The 15,513-nt window shown below is 49.7% G+C and carries 15 protein-coding genes and 2 pseudogenes; 6 read left to right on the top strand and 11 right to left on the bottom strand.

What is annotated here, in order from left to right; translation table 11 throughout:
- Positions 1 to 316 precede the first annotated feature (316 nt).
- Positions 317 to 1,344: pseudogene (locus ATN88_RS28875) on the top strand (acyltransferase).
- A 51-nt stretch (positions 1,345 to 1,395) separates the two neighbouring features.
- Here the strand turns inward: ATN88_RS28875 and ATN88_RS09725 are convergent.
- From ATN88_RS09725 to ATN88_RS09700, 8 genes are all read right to left on the bottom strand, one after another.
- The gene (locus ATN88_RS09725) at positions 1,396 to 1,671 is read right to left on the bottom strand and encodes a DUF3081 family protein (RefSeq protein ID WP_067414804.1); all 276 of its coding nucleotides are present in this window, start codon (positions 1,669 to 1,671) and stop codon (positions 1,396 to 1,398) included.
- Between the two features lie 183 nt (positions 1,672 to 1,854).
- Positions 1,855 to 2,568, bottom strand: a complete 714-nt coding sequence (locus ATN88_RS09720) for a FadR/GntR family transcriptional regulator (RefSeq protein WP_332308884.1) — start codon at positions 2,566 to 2,568, stop codon at positions 1,855 to 1,857.
- Positions 2,540 to 3,493: an ABC transporter ATP-binding protein gene (locus tag ATN88_RS09715; protein WP_067414802.1), complete on the bottom strand. Its 954-nt coding sequence runs from the start codon at positions 3,491 to 3,493 to the stop codon at positions 2,540 to 2,542. The genes ATN88_RS09720 and ATN88_RS09715 overlap by 29 nt, the downstream gene beginning before the upstream one ends.
- Positions 3,490 to 3,963, bottom strand: a complete 474-nt coding sequence (locus ATN88_RS26110; protein WP_198158360.1) for an ABC transporter ATP-binding protein — start codon at positions 3,961 to 3,963, stop codon at positions 3,490 to 3,492. Before ATN88_RS26110 ends, ATN88_RS09715 begins: the two co-directional genes overlap by 4 nt.
- Complete coding sequence (locus tag ATN88_RS26105; protein ID WP_198158359.1) at positions 3,900 to 4,556, bottom strand: ATP-binding cassette domain-containing protein; 657 nt, start codon at positions 4,554 to 4,556, stop codon at positions 3,900 to 3,902. Before ATN88_RS26105 ends, ATN88_RS26110 begins: the two co-directional genes overlap by 64 nt.
- Positions 4,526 to 5,365 (bottom strand): ABC transporter permease, encoded by an 840-nt coding sequence (locus ATN88_RS26100; RefSeq protein WP_198158358.1) that lies wholly within the window; start codon positions 5,363 to 5,365, stop codon positions 4,526 to 4,528. Before ATN88_RS26100 ends, ATN88_RS26105 begins: the two co-directional genes overlap by 31 nt.
- Entirely contained in the window at positions 5,362 to 6,309 is a 948-nt protein-coding gene (locus ATN88_RS09705; protein ID WP_067414799.1) for an ABC transporter permease, read from the bottom strand. Before ATN88_RS09705 ends, ATN88_RS26100 begins: the two co-directional genes overlap by 4 nt.
- Positions 6,310 to 6,423: 114 nt before the next feature.
- Positions 6,424 to 8,007 (bottom strand): ABC transporter substrate-binding protein, encoded by a 1,584-nt coding sequence (locus tag ATN88_RS09700; RefSeq protein WP_067414797.1) that lies wholly within the window; start codon positions 8,005 to 8,007, stop codon positions 6,424 to 6,426.
- Between the two features lie 160 nt (positions 8,008 to 8,167).
- Between ATN88_RS09700 and ATN88_RS09695 the strand changes: the two genes are divergently transcribed.
- Complete coding sequence (locus tag ATN88_RS09695; RefSeq protein ID WP_067414794.1) at positions 8,168 to 8,821, top strand: DUF1028 domain-containing protein; 654 nt, start codon at positions 8,168 to 8,170, stop codon at positions 8,819 to 8,821.
- Between the two features lie 3 nt (positions 8,822 to 8,824).
- The gene (locus ATN88_RS09690; RefSeq protein ID WP_067414791.1) at positions 8,825 to 10,048 is read left to right on the top strand and encodes an allantoate amidohydrolase; all 1,224 of its coding nucleotides are present in this window, start codon (positions 8,825 to 8,827) and stop codon (positions 10,046 to 10,048) included.
- Here ATN88_RS09690 and ATN88_RS09685 read toward each other — a convergent pair.
- Positions 10,045 to 10,932: a LysR family transcriptional regulator gene (locus ATN88_RS09685; protein ID WP_067414787.1), complete on the bottom strand. Its 888-nt coding sequence runs from the start codon at positions 10,930 to 10,932 to the stop codon at positions 10,045 to 10,047. The two genes, ATN88_RS09690 and ATN88_RS09685, sit on opposite strands and share 4 nt — an antisense overlap.
- A 104-nt stretch (positions 10,933 to 11,036) precedes the next feature.
- Between ATN88_RS09685 and ATN88_RS09680 the strand changes: the two genes are divergently transcribed.
- Together ATN88_RS09680 and ATN88_RS09675 are read left to right on the top strand one after the other, a co-directional pair.
- The gene (locus ATN88_RS09680) at positions 11,037 to 11,951 is read left to right on the top strand and encodes an MBL fold metallo-hydrolase (RefSeq protein ID WP_232313047.1); all 915 of its coding nucleotides are present in this window, start codon (positions 11,037 to 11,039) and stop codon (positions 11,949 to 11,951) included.
- A gap of 98 nt (positions 11,952 to 12,049) precedes the next feature.
- Positions 12,050 to 12,589: a hypothetical protein gene (locus ATN88_RS09675; RefSeq protein WP_067414921.1), complete on the top strand. Its 540-nt coding sequence runs from the start codon at positions 12,050 to 12,052 to the stop codon at positions 12,587 to 12,589.
- Positions 12,590 to 12,633: 44 nt separating this feature from the next.
- Here ATN88_RS09675 and ATN88_RS09670 read toward each other — a convergent pair.
- Positions 12,634 to 13,169: pseudogene (locus ATN88_RS09670) on the bottom strand (DUF924 family protein).
- Between the two features lie 205 nt (positions 13,170 to 13,374).
- On the opposite strand from ATN88_RS09670, the gene ATN88_RS09665 reads away from it, so the two are divergent.
- Positions 13,375 to 14,898, top strand: a complete 1,524-nt coding sequence (locus ATN88_RS09665) for an FMN-binding glutamate synthase family protein (RefSeq protein WP_067414784.1) — start codon at positions 13,375 to 13,377, stop codon at positions 14,896 to 14,898.
- Between the two features lie 50 nt (positions 14,899 to 14,948).
- Here the strand turns inward: ATN88_RS09665 and ATN88_RS09660 are convergent, their stop codons facing one another.
- A complete protein-coding gene (locus ATN88_RS09660) occupies positions 14,949 to 15,509 on the bottom strand; it encodes an NAD(P)H-dependent oxidoreductase (RefSeq protein WP_067414781.1) in 561 nt (186 codons plus the stop codon).
- Positions 15,510 to 15,513: the final 4 nt, after the last annotated feature.

Genomic DNA, 15,513 nt, shown 5'->3' with positions numbered 1-15,513 from the left:
CAAATTGACGCCTTTCTCTCCGCTCGTTCGTTCGTCTTTTGCCATCCGGCATGCCAAAGTGTGTCAAAAGCCACCAAGAAATAGAGCTTCGAGAGGCTTTGGATCTAAAGGGTAGACCGGATTGTGGCGTAAAGTTTGGCTTTATTTGTGGAGATTGTCTGTTGCTTTTTCAACCAACCACTTAGCGGCGACATGACTATAGTGCTTTTTGCTCACAATTCCGAGAACAATGCCTCAGCAACAAAACATTATTCCTTTATAGTGCGCGGATTTTTTTAATATTGCGCTTTGCTCGCAATTTTCCGGAGCCTTTTTCATGCCTTCCGCGCGCATACCTTCCCTCGAACTGGGGCGCCTCATTGCTATTGTGGCCGTCATTGTCATCCACGCAGGGCCTTTACGCGGTGACGCTTACAGTGCCAATGTGAACCTGCTGTCAGATGTTATCAACCAAATCTGTCGCTTCGCCGTCCCCTTTTTCTTTTTGCTGACCGGCTACTTTGCGCAGCCAAAGTTAGTCTCTTCACCCATTGAAACGCTAAAAAGCTATGCAAAGCCTCTTTTCACCATTTGGCTTGCGTGGAGCGTTATCTATTTATTGATGCCATTTCGATTTGATGTCGTGATTTCTCAAGGCTTTATGGCTGAACGCACCGGATATTGGAACTACTTGCTGCAAACGCCGCTTAATACACTTTTTGAAGGCGGTCTGGTGCACCTTTGGTACATTCCTGGATTACTTTCTGCTCTTACCATTCTCGCACTCCTAATCGCGCGCAAGCAGGAGAGCCTTATCGTTCCTCTCGCCTTGGGCTTGTATGCTTGGGGATTGGGTGCTGGCAGCTACGAGCCAATCATGGAGGTACTGCCCCAATTTTCTCTCGAAACGGCCCGTTCTTTAGCTTGCTAATGGTGGTAGCCGGTTTTGAACTTCGAAGACGCGACATTCGCTTTAGCGACCGCTCCGCGGCTTTGATGCTATTGGGTGGCTTGGCGTTGTATCTCTCAGAAGGGCTGTTTCTGCGAAGATATGATACTTGGATGGCGACCCACGATTTTCTGATTGGTACGCCTATCCTTGCGATAGGTCTGTTTAGTCTTCTGTTAAATCACCCGAATTGGGGAGACAAACCAATGACATTTGCACTTAGCAAACGCGTTCTGGGTGTATACGTTTGTCACTTTATTCCCTTGGTTGCCTTGTTTAACGTGTTTGGCGCGTTCGGCATTGAGGGGCCGCTTAAGGATGGACTTATTGCCCCACTGACGATTGTGCTGTCGTTTGGTTTGGTGTTCTTATTGGAAAAAATCCCCTTCACCCGCTTTTTGGTGAAGATGAAATAAGGTCCAACTAACTGCTAGATAAAAACAGCCCGGCAAATGCCGGGCTATTTTTTAATGATGGTCGTCTAACACAGTGTCTTTAACGAGTGCATCGAGTTTTTTCAGAAAACTGTCTCTGAGATGGGTTTGATCGTATTTCAGATCATACGTGTTGTGAAAACCGATGTGCAGTTCCACTCCATTCCCTTTCAGATAGACGTTGTATCCGTCGTAGTCTGTCGCCGCTTCAACACCTTCATATATCTTGCCAAATTCCGTTTCTTCGCCTTTTTCCATGACCACTTCGAAGGCCGCCAACAGCTTGGCTGGATTTAGTTCGTTTTTCATCGCATCCCTCGCCATACACACATGTGCATCATTCTGTAAAAGTATGATTTTCAATACAGCTTCACGCCACAAGGGCGTTTCTAAAGGTTGATACGTAATGAAATGACGTACGGTTATTTTAAGGCGCGTGAAGCATAAATCGGCGTTCCATTTCTGCTTCCTGACTCTCCATCAGTTTCTGGGCTACTTCCATGTGTTCTTGCATGATGCTCTCGCATCAGCGGAACGCCCCTCACGCAGTGCTTCAATCAGATCTTTTTGGTGGCGAAAACCTTGTTCCCAAAGCTCGTGATTATGTGGTTCGTACAAGCGGCGGTACACCGTCAGATCCGTCAGCATACGCACCATAAAGCGGATGATGAAACCGAGCAGCTCATTTCCTGCTAGCTCAGCGAGAATAATGTGGAACTGGAGAGAGTCGATATGCTGCTTTCGCTCATCTTCCGCATCTCTTGCAGGTTGCGAATATTTTTCTAAGTTCGCCTCTAATTCCGCAAGGTTTTGCTCCGACACATTTCCGGCCAAAGACGCGGCCAGCTCGGGCTCAAGTAATCTACGAAGTTGATAGACATCTTTTGTCGAAAGCTTATTAAAGAAGAAATAGTTGCTAAGCAAGCTACTGGCCATTGGCTCAGACACTGCATTGATGAATGCGCCGCCTTTTGGGCCAGTGCGAGTGACAATTAACCCCTGCGCTTCCAGCACCCTCGTCGTTTCGCGAATCGTGCCTTTCGACATGCCGAACAGCGCCATCAGCTCTGGTTCAGGCGGCAATTTGTCACCCGGTTGGAGACCTTGCTCGACAATCCAGCTTTTAATGGCTTCCGCTACTTTATACGGGCGGCGCATTTTTGCGGAAGGCGAAGCGTTACTCGAGCGGGAAGAAGCAGGCGACAAATTCATTCTCCTTTATTTTTGTCAGCGGAGGCGGCGCAACAAGACACTCAGATTGCGCTTTGGGGCACCGTCCCGCGAACGCACACCCTTTAGGTGGGTTTAGTGGGTCTGGTAACTCGGCATGTTGTGTGGGTACTTGAAGCGGCCTTCCTACAACCGGCGCACTGTTCGCTAATAGCTGAGTGTACGGATGTTTTGGCGAATTGAAAATCCTTTCAGCGGGAGCCAGTTCAACCAATGCGCCAAAGTACATGACCGCCACTCTGTCACTCACCGCTTCCACCACTGCAAGGTCATGGCTGATAAACAGGTAAGTCAGCGACAACGACTGTTTCAGCTCTGCTAGCAAGTTTAAAACCTGTGCCTGCACAGACACATCAAGTGCCGAAACAGGCTCATCCAGCACCAGAATTCTTGCATTCGCTGCAAGGGCTCTGGCGATACCAATACGTTGCGCCTGACCGCCTGAAAACTCATGAGGATAGCGAGTCAGAAATTCTTCTCGAAGACCGACTTGTCCAAAGATTTCACGGATGCGCGATTCTCGCTCGCTTTTATCCATGCCATGCAGGTAAAGCAATGGCACTTCCATTAGCTGTCCGATGGTTTTCCGAGGGTTTAGGCTGCTGATGGGGTCTTGGAATACATACTGGATCCGCTTGCCATTTTCTTCCGGCGAATACGGCGACAACGCCTCCCCTTCAACCAACACTTGCCCTTCCGTTGGTTCTGTTAATCCCACCAACATTCGGGCAAGCGTGGATTTTCCACACCCTGACTCACCCACAATACCTAACGTCTCCCCTTGCGCCACATCCAAACTAATGGTTCTCACGGCTTTTACACTTGGATGCGTGGATGCAAACAGGGGCTTTTTAAAGAAGAAGGTTTTCTTCAATCCTTGTATTTGCAACGCGGCTGTCATACCAACTTCTCCTCTGGATAGTGACACAACACCATGCGCCCCGAGACTTCGGTTCTTGCCACTTCACCTTGCTGACAAGATGCTCCCGCCTTGCTGCATCGAGCTGCAAACGCACACCCGTCAGGCAGCTTGTCCACGACAGGCGGTAATCCGGGAATGGCTTCGAGCTTTCCTTTACCTCTCCCCAATTCCGGGACACAAGCAATCAACTTCTTGGTATAAGGATGCGCAGGTGAATCGAGGACAGATTCTGTCGGCCCTGTTTCTACAATTTTCCCTGCATACATTACCGCTACGCGGTCACAAAGCTGCGCCACCACACCAAAGTCATGAGTGATAAACAATACTGATACGTTTCTGGTGCGGCGAAGCTCGTCCAGCAGTGCGAGGATCTGCCCTTGTACCGTCACGTCCAATGCCGTGGTGGGTTCATCGGCAATGATAAGCGACGGGTTGTTAACCAGTGCCATGCTATCGCGACGCGTTGACGCATACCGCCGGAAAGCTCGTGAGGAAATGCCTTCATTCGTTCTTCCGCGTTAGGAATATGAACAGCATCCAGCAAGGAAATCGCCCTTTCTCTCGCCTCATGCAATGGCATATTGTCGTGCACCAATATGGCTTCCAACATTTGCTCGCCTACGCGATAAAGAGGGTGAAGCGTCGCCAATGGATCTTGAAAGATATACGCCACATCCTTACCGCGTAATTTTCGCAGTGTCTCGTAATCCGCCCCGATTAATGAGGCATCGTTGAAGCGAATATCCCCCCCGCAAATCACACCCGGAGGAGACGCCACCAAGCCCATCACAGATAGTGCTGTCACCGATTTGCCCGACCCACTTTCGCCAATCAACCCCAAGCATTCGCCGGGTGCAATATCAAACGACACTTGGTTGACCGCTTTATACGTCCGGCGATTGATATGAAATTGTGTCTCCAATTGGTCAACCTTCAACACAGCATTATTGTTCTCATCGGCCTCAACAGCGTTGAACGTACCACTGACTTTTGTAGAAGGTTGCGGACGAGTCAGTGCGCCGGATTTAAGCCTTGGATCCAAGCATCGCGTACACCATCACCGAGTAGGTTAATGCTCATAACAATGAAGAAGATCATCACACCCGGCACCATACTGGCGTGAGGGTCAGTGATTAGCGAGTTACGCGCTTCACCCAGCATAGAACCGAGATCTGCCTGTGGCGGCTGAGAGCCTAAGCCTAAAAATGACAATCCGGCCGTTTCGAGGATCATCCAGCCAATGGTGGTCGACATGGCAATCACAATGACGGGAATGACGTTAGGTACAATTTCAGACCAGATAATACGAAGGTCAGACATTCCGCAAAGCTTGGCAGCTTCGACAAACTCGCGTTGCGCCAGTGATACCGTCACACCTCGGATGTTTCGTGCAAAGAAGGGGATATTCACCGCGGCCACCGCAATCAATGCATTGAGCAAACCCGGCCCTAATGCCGCAACTATCGCAAGTGCCAGTAAGATATACGGGAAAGCCATCAGCACATCGATGCAGCGCATAAAGACATTATCAACCCGCCCTCCAAAGTAGCCCGCAATGATGCCAATCGCAGAACCAATCAGAGCGGCAATCAAAGCAGCGGCGAAGCCCACGGCGAGGCTTAACTGTGTCCCCCAAAGCAGCCTTGACAGCAAGTCCCTGCCAAGGTGGTCAGTGCCCAGTAAATGTCCGTCACTAAATGGACGCAAAAAGCGGTTCGCAGTATCGGTCACCGCAGGGTCTTGCAACCCAAGCAACGGCGTCACCAAGACTAAAAACACGATAATACTCAGAACGATTCCACCAAACGCCGCCAGTCGGTTTCGAACCAGAAGTTTCAAAAATGCGGTCATGCTTTGATCCTCGGGTCGAGCCAACTTTGCAGCATGTCGACAGCAATGTTGAACAGTACATAACACGCAGCAACAAACACGACGCCACCTTGTACCAGCAAAATGTCCCGTTTGAGGATGGCCTCAACCAACATTTTGCCTACGCCCGGCCACTGGAATACCATCTCGATATACACCGCACCAGAGAGCACAAATCCCGCCTGAATACCAAGCACCGGAATGATGCTCACCATGGCGGCTTTTAAGGCATGCTTCCAAATCACCTGACGCTCATGAACACCTTTTGCGCGAGCCGTACGGATGTAATCTTGGCGAAGCACTTCCAGCATGGCCGAGCGAGACAGTCGAGCTATCACCCCCGTTGCGACAGATGCCAACGCCACCGCGGGCATGACCAAGTGCCTGAGGAGGTCTGGCAAATCACCGCCGCCGTATATTGCAAACATGCCGGATACAGGCAGCCAACGCAGGTTGATAGCAAACAACAGGATCATCATCATGCCGAGGAAAAAGGAGGGGATGGAAATCCCGAGCAGTACCACCAGCGTGATCCCTTTGTCCGCCAGCGAAAACTGACGAGCCGCAGACACCACGCCCGCAATAATGCCCAGCACCGCACAGAGCACGAAGGAAACACCCGCGAGAATCAAGGTCGCATTGAAACGCTCCAGGATTTCATCAATCACAGGACGGTTTAACGAATACGAGCGACCAAAATCGCCCTGAAGCATATTGGATAGCCAAATAAAGTATTGGCTGACTAGAGGCTGATCAAGGCCGAGATCTTTATTGATTTTGGCGACATTATCCGGGGTGGCATACGCCCCTAAAATGGCCGTCGCAGGGTCTCCTGGGATCATCGACATGATAATAAAGACGATAACCGTTATCCCAAGAAGGACAGGGATCGCGGACAGCAATCGTCGAAGAAAGTAATTACCCACGCGCAGTGCTCCTTTCTGCGATGAATACCAATTGGATTGATTGGTTGATGATTCTGATTGGTATCAATATTGGGGCGGGTTTCCCCGCCCTACTCGCACTCAATTTCTATGCGGTTACTTCTGAACATCTTTAAGAATGAGGAAGAACGATGGCTGCAACTTGAAATCTTGCACTTGATTGTTGGTGACAGCATTTTGCTTCCAGTTCGCCACAAATACCCAAGGTGCATCTTCCTGAACGATCGTCTGCATTTCACGATATAACTTCGCGCGTTCATTCTGGTCAGTCGACTCACGCGCCGCTTCCAGCAGTTTGTCTACCTCAGTGTTAGAGTAGTAACCCGAGTTGAAGCCGCCTTTGTCAGGCCACGCATCTGTGCGCAACGCCAAATACGGCAACGTATCAGGGTCATTGGTCATCCACGCCATTTCTGCCATGTCGGCTTTGCCTTCCAGCCCCGGATTCACTTTGCCAAGGAAGGTATTCCACTCATACGTTTCGATCGCTGCGTCCAAGCCTACCGCTTTCAAATCCGCTTGGATTGCTGTACCCATAGGGACTGGGTCGAGCATGCCAGAGCCTCCTTCGGTGACGTAAAACGTCAGCTTTGCTCCCTCCTGGCCTGCTTCTTTGATCAATGCTTTGGCTTTTTCTGGGTCATAAGGGTAAGGCTGCAAGCTGTCGTTATATGCCCACGCAAAAGCAGGTGGTGTTGGACCCGCAGCAACCTCTGCTGTGCCTTCCAATACGCCATCTACCAGTGCTTTTTTGTTAATGGCATAGTTCACAGCTTGACGCATACGCTTGTCCGCAAACGGGCCTTCTTTGGCATTCAAAATCAAAAACCATACGTGTGGCCCTGCTTGCTCCACCACTTGATAGCGGTCATTTTGGAATTCAGACAATGCGTTTGGCGGCACTTCAACCATCATGTCGATGCTGCCTGCCAGCATTTCCGCAACGCGGGTATTGGCATCGGTGATGGGACGGAATACCACCGCTTCGAGTTTGGCCTTGTCGCCCCAATAATCGTCATTACGCACCACGACGACTTTGCTGTTTGACGCCCATTCAGCAAAACGGAATGGTCCGGTGCCAGAAGGCTGGCGACCGAAACCTTTACCGTGTTTCTTCACTGCATCAGGAGAAACAATTAACCCCGTTGGATAGGCCAGATTAGAGAGAAATGGCGCATAAGGCGCGTTGAGCGTAAATCTCACGGTTTGTGGTTCAACGGCTTCTACGTTGTCTATCGACGAGAAGAAAAATGACAGCGGGAAAGGACCTGTGTTGTGATAAGGGTGTGTCTCGTCAAGCATACGGTCAAAGTTAAACTTCACCGCTTCTGCCGTGAGTGGCGTTCCATCGTGGAACATCACTCCATCGCGAAGTTTAAAGGTGTAGGTTTTACCGTCTTCACTGACCGCCCAGCTCTCTGCCAACGCAGGCTCAACTTCCAAGGTGCCGTCTTTGTAGCGCACCAAACCTTCATAAAGGTTCATCAGGATCCGAAAGTCATTCACGGCTGTCACGGCATGCGGGTCAAGTGACTTAGGTTCTGCAACCTGCCCGACGATCAATACGTTCGGAGGTGTCTGCGCGGATACAGATAATGGGACTATCGCACACAACGCCAGAAGCGCGGTTTTAGCTGCACTCCGCAGCGTTTTCATGAAAGCACGTCTCATTTGTTTCATGGGGAAACTCCTTCCCAGTTTGTGGATGTGAAGTTAACACTTGGTTAACTTTTATTCACATTTATCACTATAAATTACTTGCCGCAAGTATTTATCATGATAAATTGATATGAGTAAGTGTCGTCATCACACTTAGATCACTGGCTCAGGAGCGAGACCTATGACTTATTCAATATTGGCACGAGATCCGAAATCTGGCGCAATCGGGGCTGCCGCAGCGACAGGCGCACTCTGTGTGGGCGGCTGGGTGATCAGAGGAGATTTGCGAGCTGGAATGTCCGCATCTCAAGGAGCAAAGCCAAGCACAATGTGGGGAGCGGATGTACTGTCACAGATGGCAGCAGGCTCAAGTGCTCCCTCGGCAGTCCATGCTGTTACCAGCGTCGATAGTGGCGCCGCTTTCCGACAACTTGCTGCGTTGGATCTGCAAGGCAAAGGTGCCGTGCACACAGGTTCTGAAAATGGGTTGGCACGTGGCAGTGTGATAAACGATGACGTGGTGGTGTGTGGCAATTTACTTTCAGACACCGATGTACTGGATACCATGATGAACGCCTTCAAAGCCAGCGAGAAACCGTTTGAAGAGCGATTGATTGCTGCACTTTTTGCCGCAGAACAATTAGGCGGCGATCACCGCGGGCTGCAATCGGCCGCGCTTCTCGTTTACAAGCCCGACGCCCCACCCACAACGTTACGTATTGATTATCACGACTCACCATTGAACGCCCTGCAGTCCTTGTATGAGAAACATTGCGACCCCGACTACCAGGCATGGAGAGACACCTTACCCACATCCGAACATCCGGAGCGTTAACCGATGACCCACCTTTTAGGCCAAACCGCACAGAACTATTTGAAACAACTTGCCGAATGCTCTGAAACGGAGACCGGCGTCACTCGCTTTCCTTTTACTCCAGAACACCGACGTGCCAATGCCCTGCTAACCGCTTGGATGGAAGAAGCCGGACTTCACGTTCATATGGATGATGCGGGCACCCTGATAGGACGCTACGAAGCAGGAGAAAACACGCGAACCTTGTTGATGGGCAGCCATCAAGACAGTGTAAAGCAAGGTGGTGCCTACGATGGCATTATGGGCATTGTCTTACCTATCCTCGCGTTACAAGCACTAAACCGACAAGGGAAAATACTGCCTTACTCCGTCGAGGTACTTGCATTCGGTGATGAAGAAGGGGTCCGTTTTCCTACAGCACTCGTCGGCCCAAGGGCATTGGCTGGCACCTTGGATGAAAGCGTAATTGACCGAAAAGACAAGCACGGCCAATCGCTGCGAGCAGCACTTTCAGACTTCGGGCTAGAACCGGAAAAAATCGGCCAGCTAAAACGCAACTCTGAAGACATTATCGGTTTTGTTGAAACACACATTGAACAAGGCCCTGTTCTCGAACATGAAGGATTGCCGCTTGGTGTGGTGTCTGCCATTTGTGGTATCGAGCGTCATCAACTCACCTTCACCGGACAAGCAGCCCATGCAGGCACAGTGCCTATACACCTTCGAAAAGATGCACTTACTGCGGCGGCAGCAGTCACCTTGGAAGCAGAAAAGCTTGCTATTAAACTTCCAGATCTGCTTGCTACTGTGGGGCAACTTGATGTGACGCCAAACGTACCTAATGCCGTACCGGGAAGTGTTTCCATGACCCTTGAGCTTCGCTCTCCCGTCGATGAAGTGCGAGAAAAAGCAGGCGATATGCTGCAAGCGTATGCCAAGGAGACTGCGCAACTTAGAGGCCTAGCTTGCGAAATCAATCGCACCTACGGTCAAAGTGCAACCGTGTGCGACGGGAATCTTCAGCTTGCGATAGCCTCGGCGATTGGCGGACTTGAGGTACCTGTGTTTACCTTGCCCTCTGGTGCCACACATGACGCCTCAGCCATGGCTGACCTCACGCCCGTTGCCATGCTGTTTGTCCGGTGTAAAAAAGGCATTAGCCATAATCCCGCAGAATTCGCGAGTGATGAGGACATGGGATTGGCGATAGAAGCCTTAATGCGATTGCTTAGCGACCTTCAACCTTAATCTTTAAGTGCTGAGAGTTGCTCAATCACACAGTCTATGAAAAGGCGGGTTTTCTGCGGCAAGTAGTCTCTTGCCGTGTAGACAGCAAATACCGAGAATCCCATAACAGGAAGTGCGGGTAATAACTCAACCACACTTCCGTCCCTCAAATCATCTTGGTAAAGCCATCTTGGCCCCCAGTGGATCCCTGCACCACCTTTCACCAACGGACGTATTGCCCGCAAGCTATTCGCTGCCACATTGCTATGGATGCCCTGATGTGAAAACAGACGACCATCTTCAAACGCAATATCCACTCTGGCCTGAGACAACGAATACAACACAAACTGATGGGATATCAGATCGTCAATATGCTTAGGCATCCCCTTCTGCTTTATATATGCTGGACTCGCCACCAGCACACGAGGAATGACGCCGACTTGCCGGGCATAAAGTGATGAATCAGCCAACGGCCCGAAACGAAACGCCACATCCAGATTTTTCTCTAGTAGATTATCCACGTCACTGCCCAGCAACAGCTCCACTGATAAATCCGGAGCCTGCGTTTGGATCTGCTGAATAGCGGGCACCAGAAACCGCTCTCCAAAGTCGACCGTCGCGCTCACCCGCAACCTTCCCCGTACCGAAGCAGCACCGCCAGTGATCTCCTCCTCCAATGCAGTTTGTTCACTGATGAGTTTGCGCAGCCCTTCGTAATAGGTCTGCCCCATTTCCGTTGGTACGCTTCGCGCGGTAGAACGTTGCAGCAGTTTGACGTGCAGCCTTGCCTCCAACGCCGCTACCTTTCGGCTTAGTGACGAGGGCTCGGTACCCAACAACTCGGCGGCTTTCTTAAAGCTGCCCGCTTCAACCACTTGGAGAAATGCTTGTTCTGGAGAAATCATACTTATTGCATTTTTGACAATCGTTAAATGCAAAATAGCACCTTTCTTGCTCGCTTTCGCTGCTGCTAGTGTTATTTGAAAGGCCGAAGTAAAAGGAGTTAACCATGAACATGCGGAGTAAAAGCGTCACACTGCTATTTGCGTTTTTCGCACTTTTCACTGCGACATCCACACAGGCAGAGCAGCCACAAGAGCAAATAGTAGAGATCGCTGATAACGTTTATAGCTTCACAACCAATGGCGAATATATCTCTATGTTTGTCGTGACAGAAGACGGCGTTATCGCGTTCGAAACCGTCAATACACCTCATGCAAAGGCTATGGTAGAGGCAATCCAAGCAGTCACTGACAAGCCCATTAAATGGGCACTACACAGCCACAATCATTGGGATCACTCAAGTGGTGGGCAAGTGTTCGTCGACAATGGAGCGAAAACGCTGGCGCATACAGATGCCGCCGCATGGATGAAAGCCAATCCCTACCCAGACATGGTCATGCCGACAGATACTTGGTCAGGCACGCGAAAAGATCTCCAGCTTGGTAACACCAAGGTTGAACTCTACTACCTTGGCTTAAATCACGGCATGGGTATGACGGTTTTCATTCTGCCCGAAGAACGCATCGCGTATGTGGCTGACCTTGTTACCCCAAACCGCGTAATTTTTGCCGTCGTCCCTGATTTCAATCCTCGGGAATGGGAGCGCACATTGGGCGAAATGCTAGAGCTGGACTTTGACCGTGCCATCTTCTCCCACAATATAGCAGCCAATCCACTGCAAGGAGGGGACAAAGCTGAAATCCAAGCGCAGTTAGCATTCATTCAAGATCTCCGCGCTGGCTTTTATGCAGAATTGCAAAAAGGCACCAATCCCATGCAAATACCGAAAACACTCAAGCTACCAAAATATGAGAATTGGGTCGGCTATGACCAATGGTTGGAAATGAATGTGTGGCGCATTCTGTCTGACGAATTTATGGGTCCTTACCCTTGGCACCAAGAGGCAAAGGCCACTCAGTGATCCTTTAGGACACAGCATGTGATACTTCTCGGCATGTCATTGAAGGTGAAAGTGTTGAAGCCATAATGGCGCACTCTTGCAACCAAGGGTGAACAATGATGAAACTCAAGATGATGCTGCTAAGTGGTGCAGTGATGATAGGCCTTTCCGGGTGTGTAATACCAACAGACAGAACGTACTACAAACCCGAGCCAGGCTTCGGCGAAGCGGTTTCATCGCAAAGCTGCGGATATCAACGCACAAAACTGGATGCTCTGCAGCGGTCTTTTGATGACTATCGCGTAAAAGTGAAAGCCGAGAAAGATGGCAGAAATGGTGTCACGATAAGTGTCTCAGCAACCATTGATAATCCGAAGTTGGATATCAATGATGTCGCTTTTGACTTGACCAAGGTGCAGGTTAACCAACCCGCTGGTCGCGATGATCTCGCCGTCCAATACGCGTTTCAACAGCAAACGGGCGAATCGATTTGGTTATCTCGAACATTCTTGTTACCCGACGCGCCGTTAGAACAAGTGATAGAGCTAACGTTGAAGCCAGGAGCCATCATCATGGGTGATACGCTGTCTGAAGAAATGGTTTTTCGATTCTCCCTGACCACCACCTTTGATGTCTTATATTTTTCGATAAACTGCTGACATCTTATAAAAAAAGCGGCTTCAATAGCCGCTTTTTTATTTGCTTAGAAGCTCGAACCCGGTTGGCTCAAAAACTCGATTTCCTCAGGCGTGCTTTCTCTGCTAGAATGGTATTGCGGTGAGGATAACGCCCAAAACGGTCAACAATTTCTTTGTGCTTAATCTCGTACTCGTAATTGTTTTCCAAACCCGGTTGATTGAAGAGCTTCACTGCTTCTTCGTGAATCACTTTGGACTCACTGTGCATATAAGGCATGTACAAGAAGCAACGTTGCATGGGTGTAAGCTCACGATCGATTCCCAGACTCACCGCTTCCTGTGCTAGTGCTAGTGCTAACGGATCTTGCGAAAAAGCTTTTGGCGTATCTCGATAGACATTTCGCGAAAACTGATCCAACACGATGATCTCTGCCAGTCGCCCTTCTGGTGCTTCACGCCACTCAAAACACTCGGACATGGAAGCCTGCTCTAGTAAGGTTTGAAAACGTGTTCGAATGGTTTCATCCAACGCATCATCTTTAGTAAACCACTCTTTTGGCGTCAGTTCTTCGAACCAGAATGTCAGTACGCTTCTGTACATTATCATCTCCTTGGCAAGCTCAATTACCTCAACTCTACCTTATCTTTTGCGAATTTTCTGTTACATCAAAGAAATAGTCGCATTGCGTTCACGCATTAATGATGGGTCTGTGGGTGTCCATTTCGATTCTCTCACTAATGGCACAAAGCCTACGCTGATAACTCCGGTCTATCGCTTTCGTGAGCAAAATAAAAAGGAATGAATCATGGATGCAGTAACAAGTTGGGCAACGCGCCTATTGGAAGTAAGTGCCGCGTTGTTCGTGTTTTTCATTGGTTGTGCCGTTTTAACGGTTATCTACGTTTACATTCGCGACATCACGCAAACACAACAAGCGATTCGACGAAACTATCCGGTGATTGGTCGCTTTCGCTATTGGTTTGAACACATGGGCGAGTTTTTCCGCCAATACTTCTTCGCCCTCGACCGCGATGAGTTGCCCTTCAACCGTGCTCAGCGTAGCTGGGTATATCGCGCCGCCAAGAATGTCGACAGTACCGTCGCTTTTGGCTCGACACGCCCCTTAAACCAACCGGGCGATGTGATTTTCCTCAATTGCCCGTTTCCGACGCTGTCTGAAGATGCCGTACCTGCCAGCACCGTGGTCATCGGTGAAGGCGTTGCGCGCACGCCCTTTGCCACATCGAGCTTTTTCAATATTTCAGGCATGAGTTTTGGTGCACTTAGTGTGCCCGCCGTGCTTTCTTTGTCTAAAGGGGCGAAAAAAGCCGGTATTTGGATGAACACGGGAGAAGGTGGCTTGTCGCCTTATCACCTTGAAGGCGGTGCCGACATCGTTTTTCAAATCGGCACCGCGAAATATGGCGTACGTGATGAAGACGGTAATTTGAGTGATGAAAAGCTCAAAGAAGTGGCTGCGCACGAACAAGTTCGCATGTTTGAAATCAAGATGAGTCAAGGTGCAAAGCCCGGTAAAGGCGGTATATTGCCGGGCAAAAAAGTGAATGCTGAAATTGCCAAAATTCGCGGCATTCCAGAAGGACAAGACTCCATCAGCCCGAATGGGCACACCGACATTCGTAGTGTCGATGAACTACTCGATATGATTGCGCGAGTCCGAGAAGTCACGGGTAAGCCGGTAGGGTTCAAAATCGTACTGGGTGCCTATGGCTGGCTGAACAACTTAATGGAAGCCATTCACGCACGCGGTATTGAATCTGCCCCTGACTTTATCACGCTAGACTCTGCCGATGGCGGTACAGGCGCAGCACCTCAATCTTTGATGGACTTTATGGGGCTGCCAATCAAACGAAGCCTGCCCATGCTCGTTGATGCGCTAGAGAGATATGGCCTAAAGCAAAGAGTGAAAGTCATTGTTTCCGGTAAGTTGGTAAACCCTGCGGAAGTCGCGTGGGCCATGTGTATTGGCGCGGACTTTATTACCTCCGCCCGTGGCTTTATGTTCTCACTGGGCTGCATTCAGGCGTTGCAATGCAATAAGAACACTTGCCCGACGGGCATCACCACTCACGATCCTAAACTCCAAAAAGGTCTGGTGGTGTCTGACAAAGCAGAACGTGTCGCCCACTATGCCAAGAATCTGATGTATGAAGTGGGTGTGATTGCGCATTCTTGTGGCGTGCAAGAGCCACGGAAGTTGAAACGCTTCCACGCGCAGATGATCAACGATCATGGCTTACCGCAATCATTGGATGAGCTGCACCCACCCGTAGAGGCGAAACCTGAATATCAAAGTAAGCTTTCTTGATTGCTTGGGTGCAGACAAAAATAAGGCCGCTCTTGTCAGCGGCCTTTTTACTATTTGAGGAGTGTTTTCAGCATCTCAATCAAGCGTTCTGCATGAACTTTCGCTCTACCTTCCACCGCATCTAAGGTGTTATAAACCCCTTCGATATACACCATGCCATGTGTGTAAACGGGGGCGTGATAGTTCATCTGCGTGAGATATGCCGTTTGTTGAAGCGGCTTCATCAACTCTTCAATTGGAAAGTGGTTAAAGCCCTGCGGATCATAAGACTCTTTCGGACCACCGATGGTGAACGACAAAACCATATCTTTGCCTTTAAGTTTGTCGCCTTGCGAACCATACGCGAAGTTGTAAGCCAATACATCATCAATCCACTTTTTCAACAATGCGGGTACCGAGTACCAATAGAATGGGAACTGAAGCACAACAATGTCTGCATCAATCAAGGCTTGTTGCTCTGCCTCAATGTCAATTGCATAGGTCGGATAGAGGGTGTCGAGACGGCGAACTTCCACGTTCTCCATTGACTCCTTCAATTCGTTGATAATAAGGCTATTCGTGTTGGATGCTTTTAAATCAGGATGACCTGAGATAACCAAAATCTTGCTCATGACT

This window comes from Enterovibrio coralii (assembly GCF_001559595.1).
GTDB classification, from domain to species: Bacteria; Pseudomonadota; Gammaproteobacteria; order Enterobacterales; family Vibrionaceae; genus Enterovibrio; species Enterovibrio coralii.
Note: the sequence above shows the minus strand (reverse complement) of the source record. Positions and strands in the feature narration are given on the sequence as shown.

Excerpts from the sequence above, each read along its gene's own strand:
- ATN88_RS09725 (WP_067414804.1), bottom strand. The coding sequence starts at position 1,671 with ATGAAAAACGAACTAAATCCAGCCAAGCTGTTGGCGGCCTTCGAAGTG.
- ATN88_RS09715 (WP_067414802.1), bottom strand. The coding sequence starts at position 3,493 with ATGACAGCCGCGTTGCAAATACAAGGATTGAAGAAAACCTTCTTCTTT.
- ATN88_RS26110 (WP_198158360.1), bottom strand. The coding sequence starts at position 3,963 with ATGGCACTGGTTAACAACCCGTCGCTTATCATTGCCGATGAACCCACC.
- ATN88_RS26100 (WP_198158358.1), bottom strand. The coding sequence starts at position 5,365 with ATGACCGCATTTTTGAAACTTCTGGTTCGAAACCGACTGGCGGCGTTT.
- ATN88_RS09700 (WP_067414797.1), bottom strand. The coding sequence starts at position 8,007 with ATGAAACAAATGAGACGTGCTTTCATGAAAACGCTGCGGAGTGCAGCT.
- ATN88_RS09695 (WP_067414794.1), top strand. The coding sequence starts at position 8,168 with ATGACTTATTCAATATTGGCACGAGATCCGAAATCTGGCGCAATCGGG.
- ATN88_RS09690 (WP_067414791.1), top strand. The coding sequence starts at position 8,825 with ATGACCCACCTTTTAGGCCAAACCGCACAGAACTATTTGAAACAACTT.
- ATN88_RS09685 (WP_067414787.1), bottom strand. The coding sequence starts at position 10,932 with ATGATTTCTCCAGAACAAGCATTTCTCCAAGTGGTTGAAGCGGGCAGC.
- ATN88_RS09680 (WP_232313047.1), top strand. The coding sequence starts at position 11,037 with ATGAACATGCGGAGTAAAAGCGTCACACTGCTATTTGCGTTTTTCGCA.
- ATN88_RS09675 (WP_067414921.1), top strand. The coding sequence starts at position 12,050 with ATGAAACTCAAGATGATGCTGCTAAGTGGTGCAGTGATGATAGGCCTT.
- ATN88_RS09665 (WP_067414784.1), top strand. The coding sequence starts at position 13,375 with ATGGATGCAGTAACAAGTTGGGCAACGCGCCTATTGGAAGTAAGTGCC.
- ATN88_RS09660 (WP_067414781.1), bottom strand. The coding sequence starts at position 15,509 with ATGAGCAAGATTTTGGTTATCTCAGGTCATCCTGATTTAAAAGCATCC.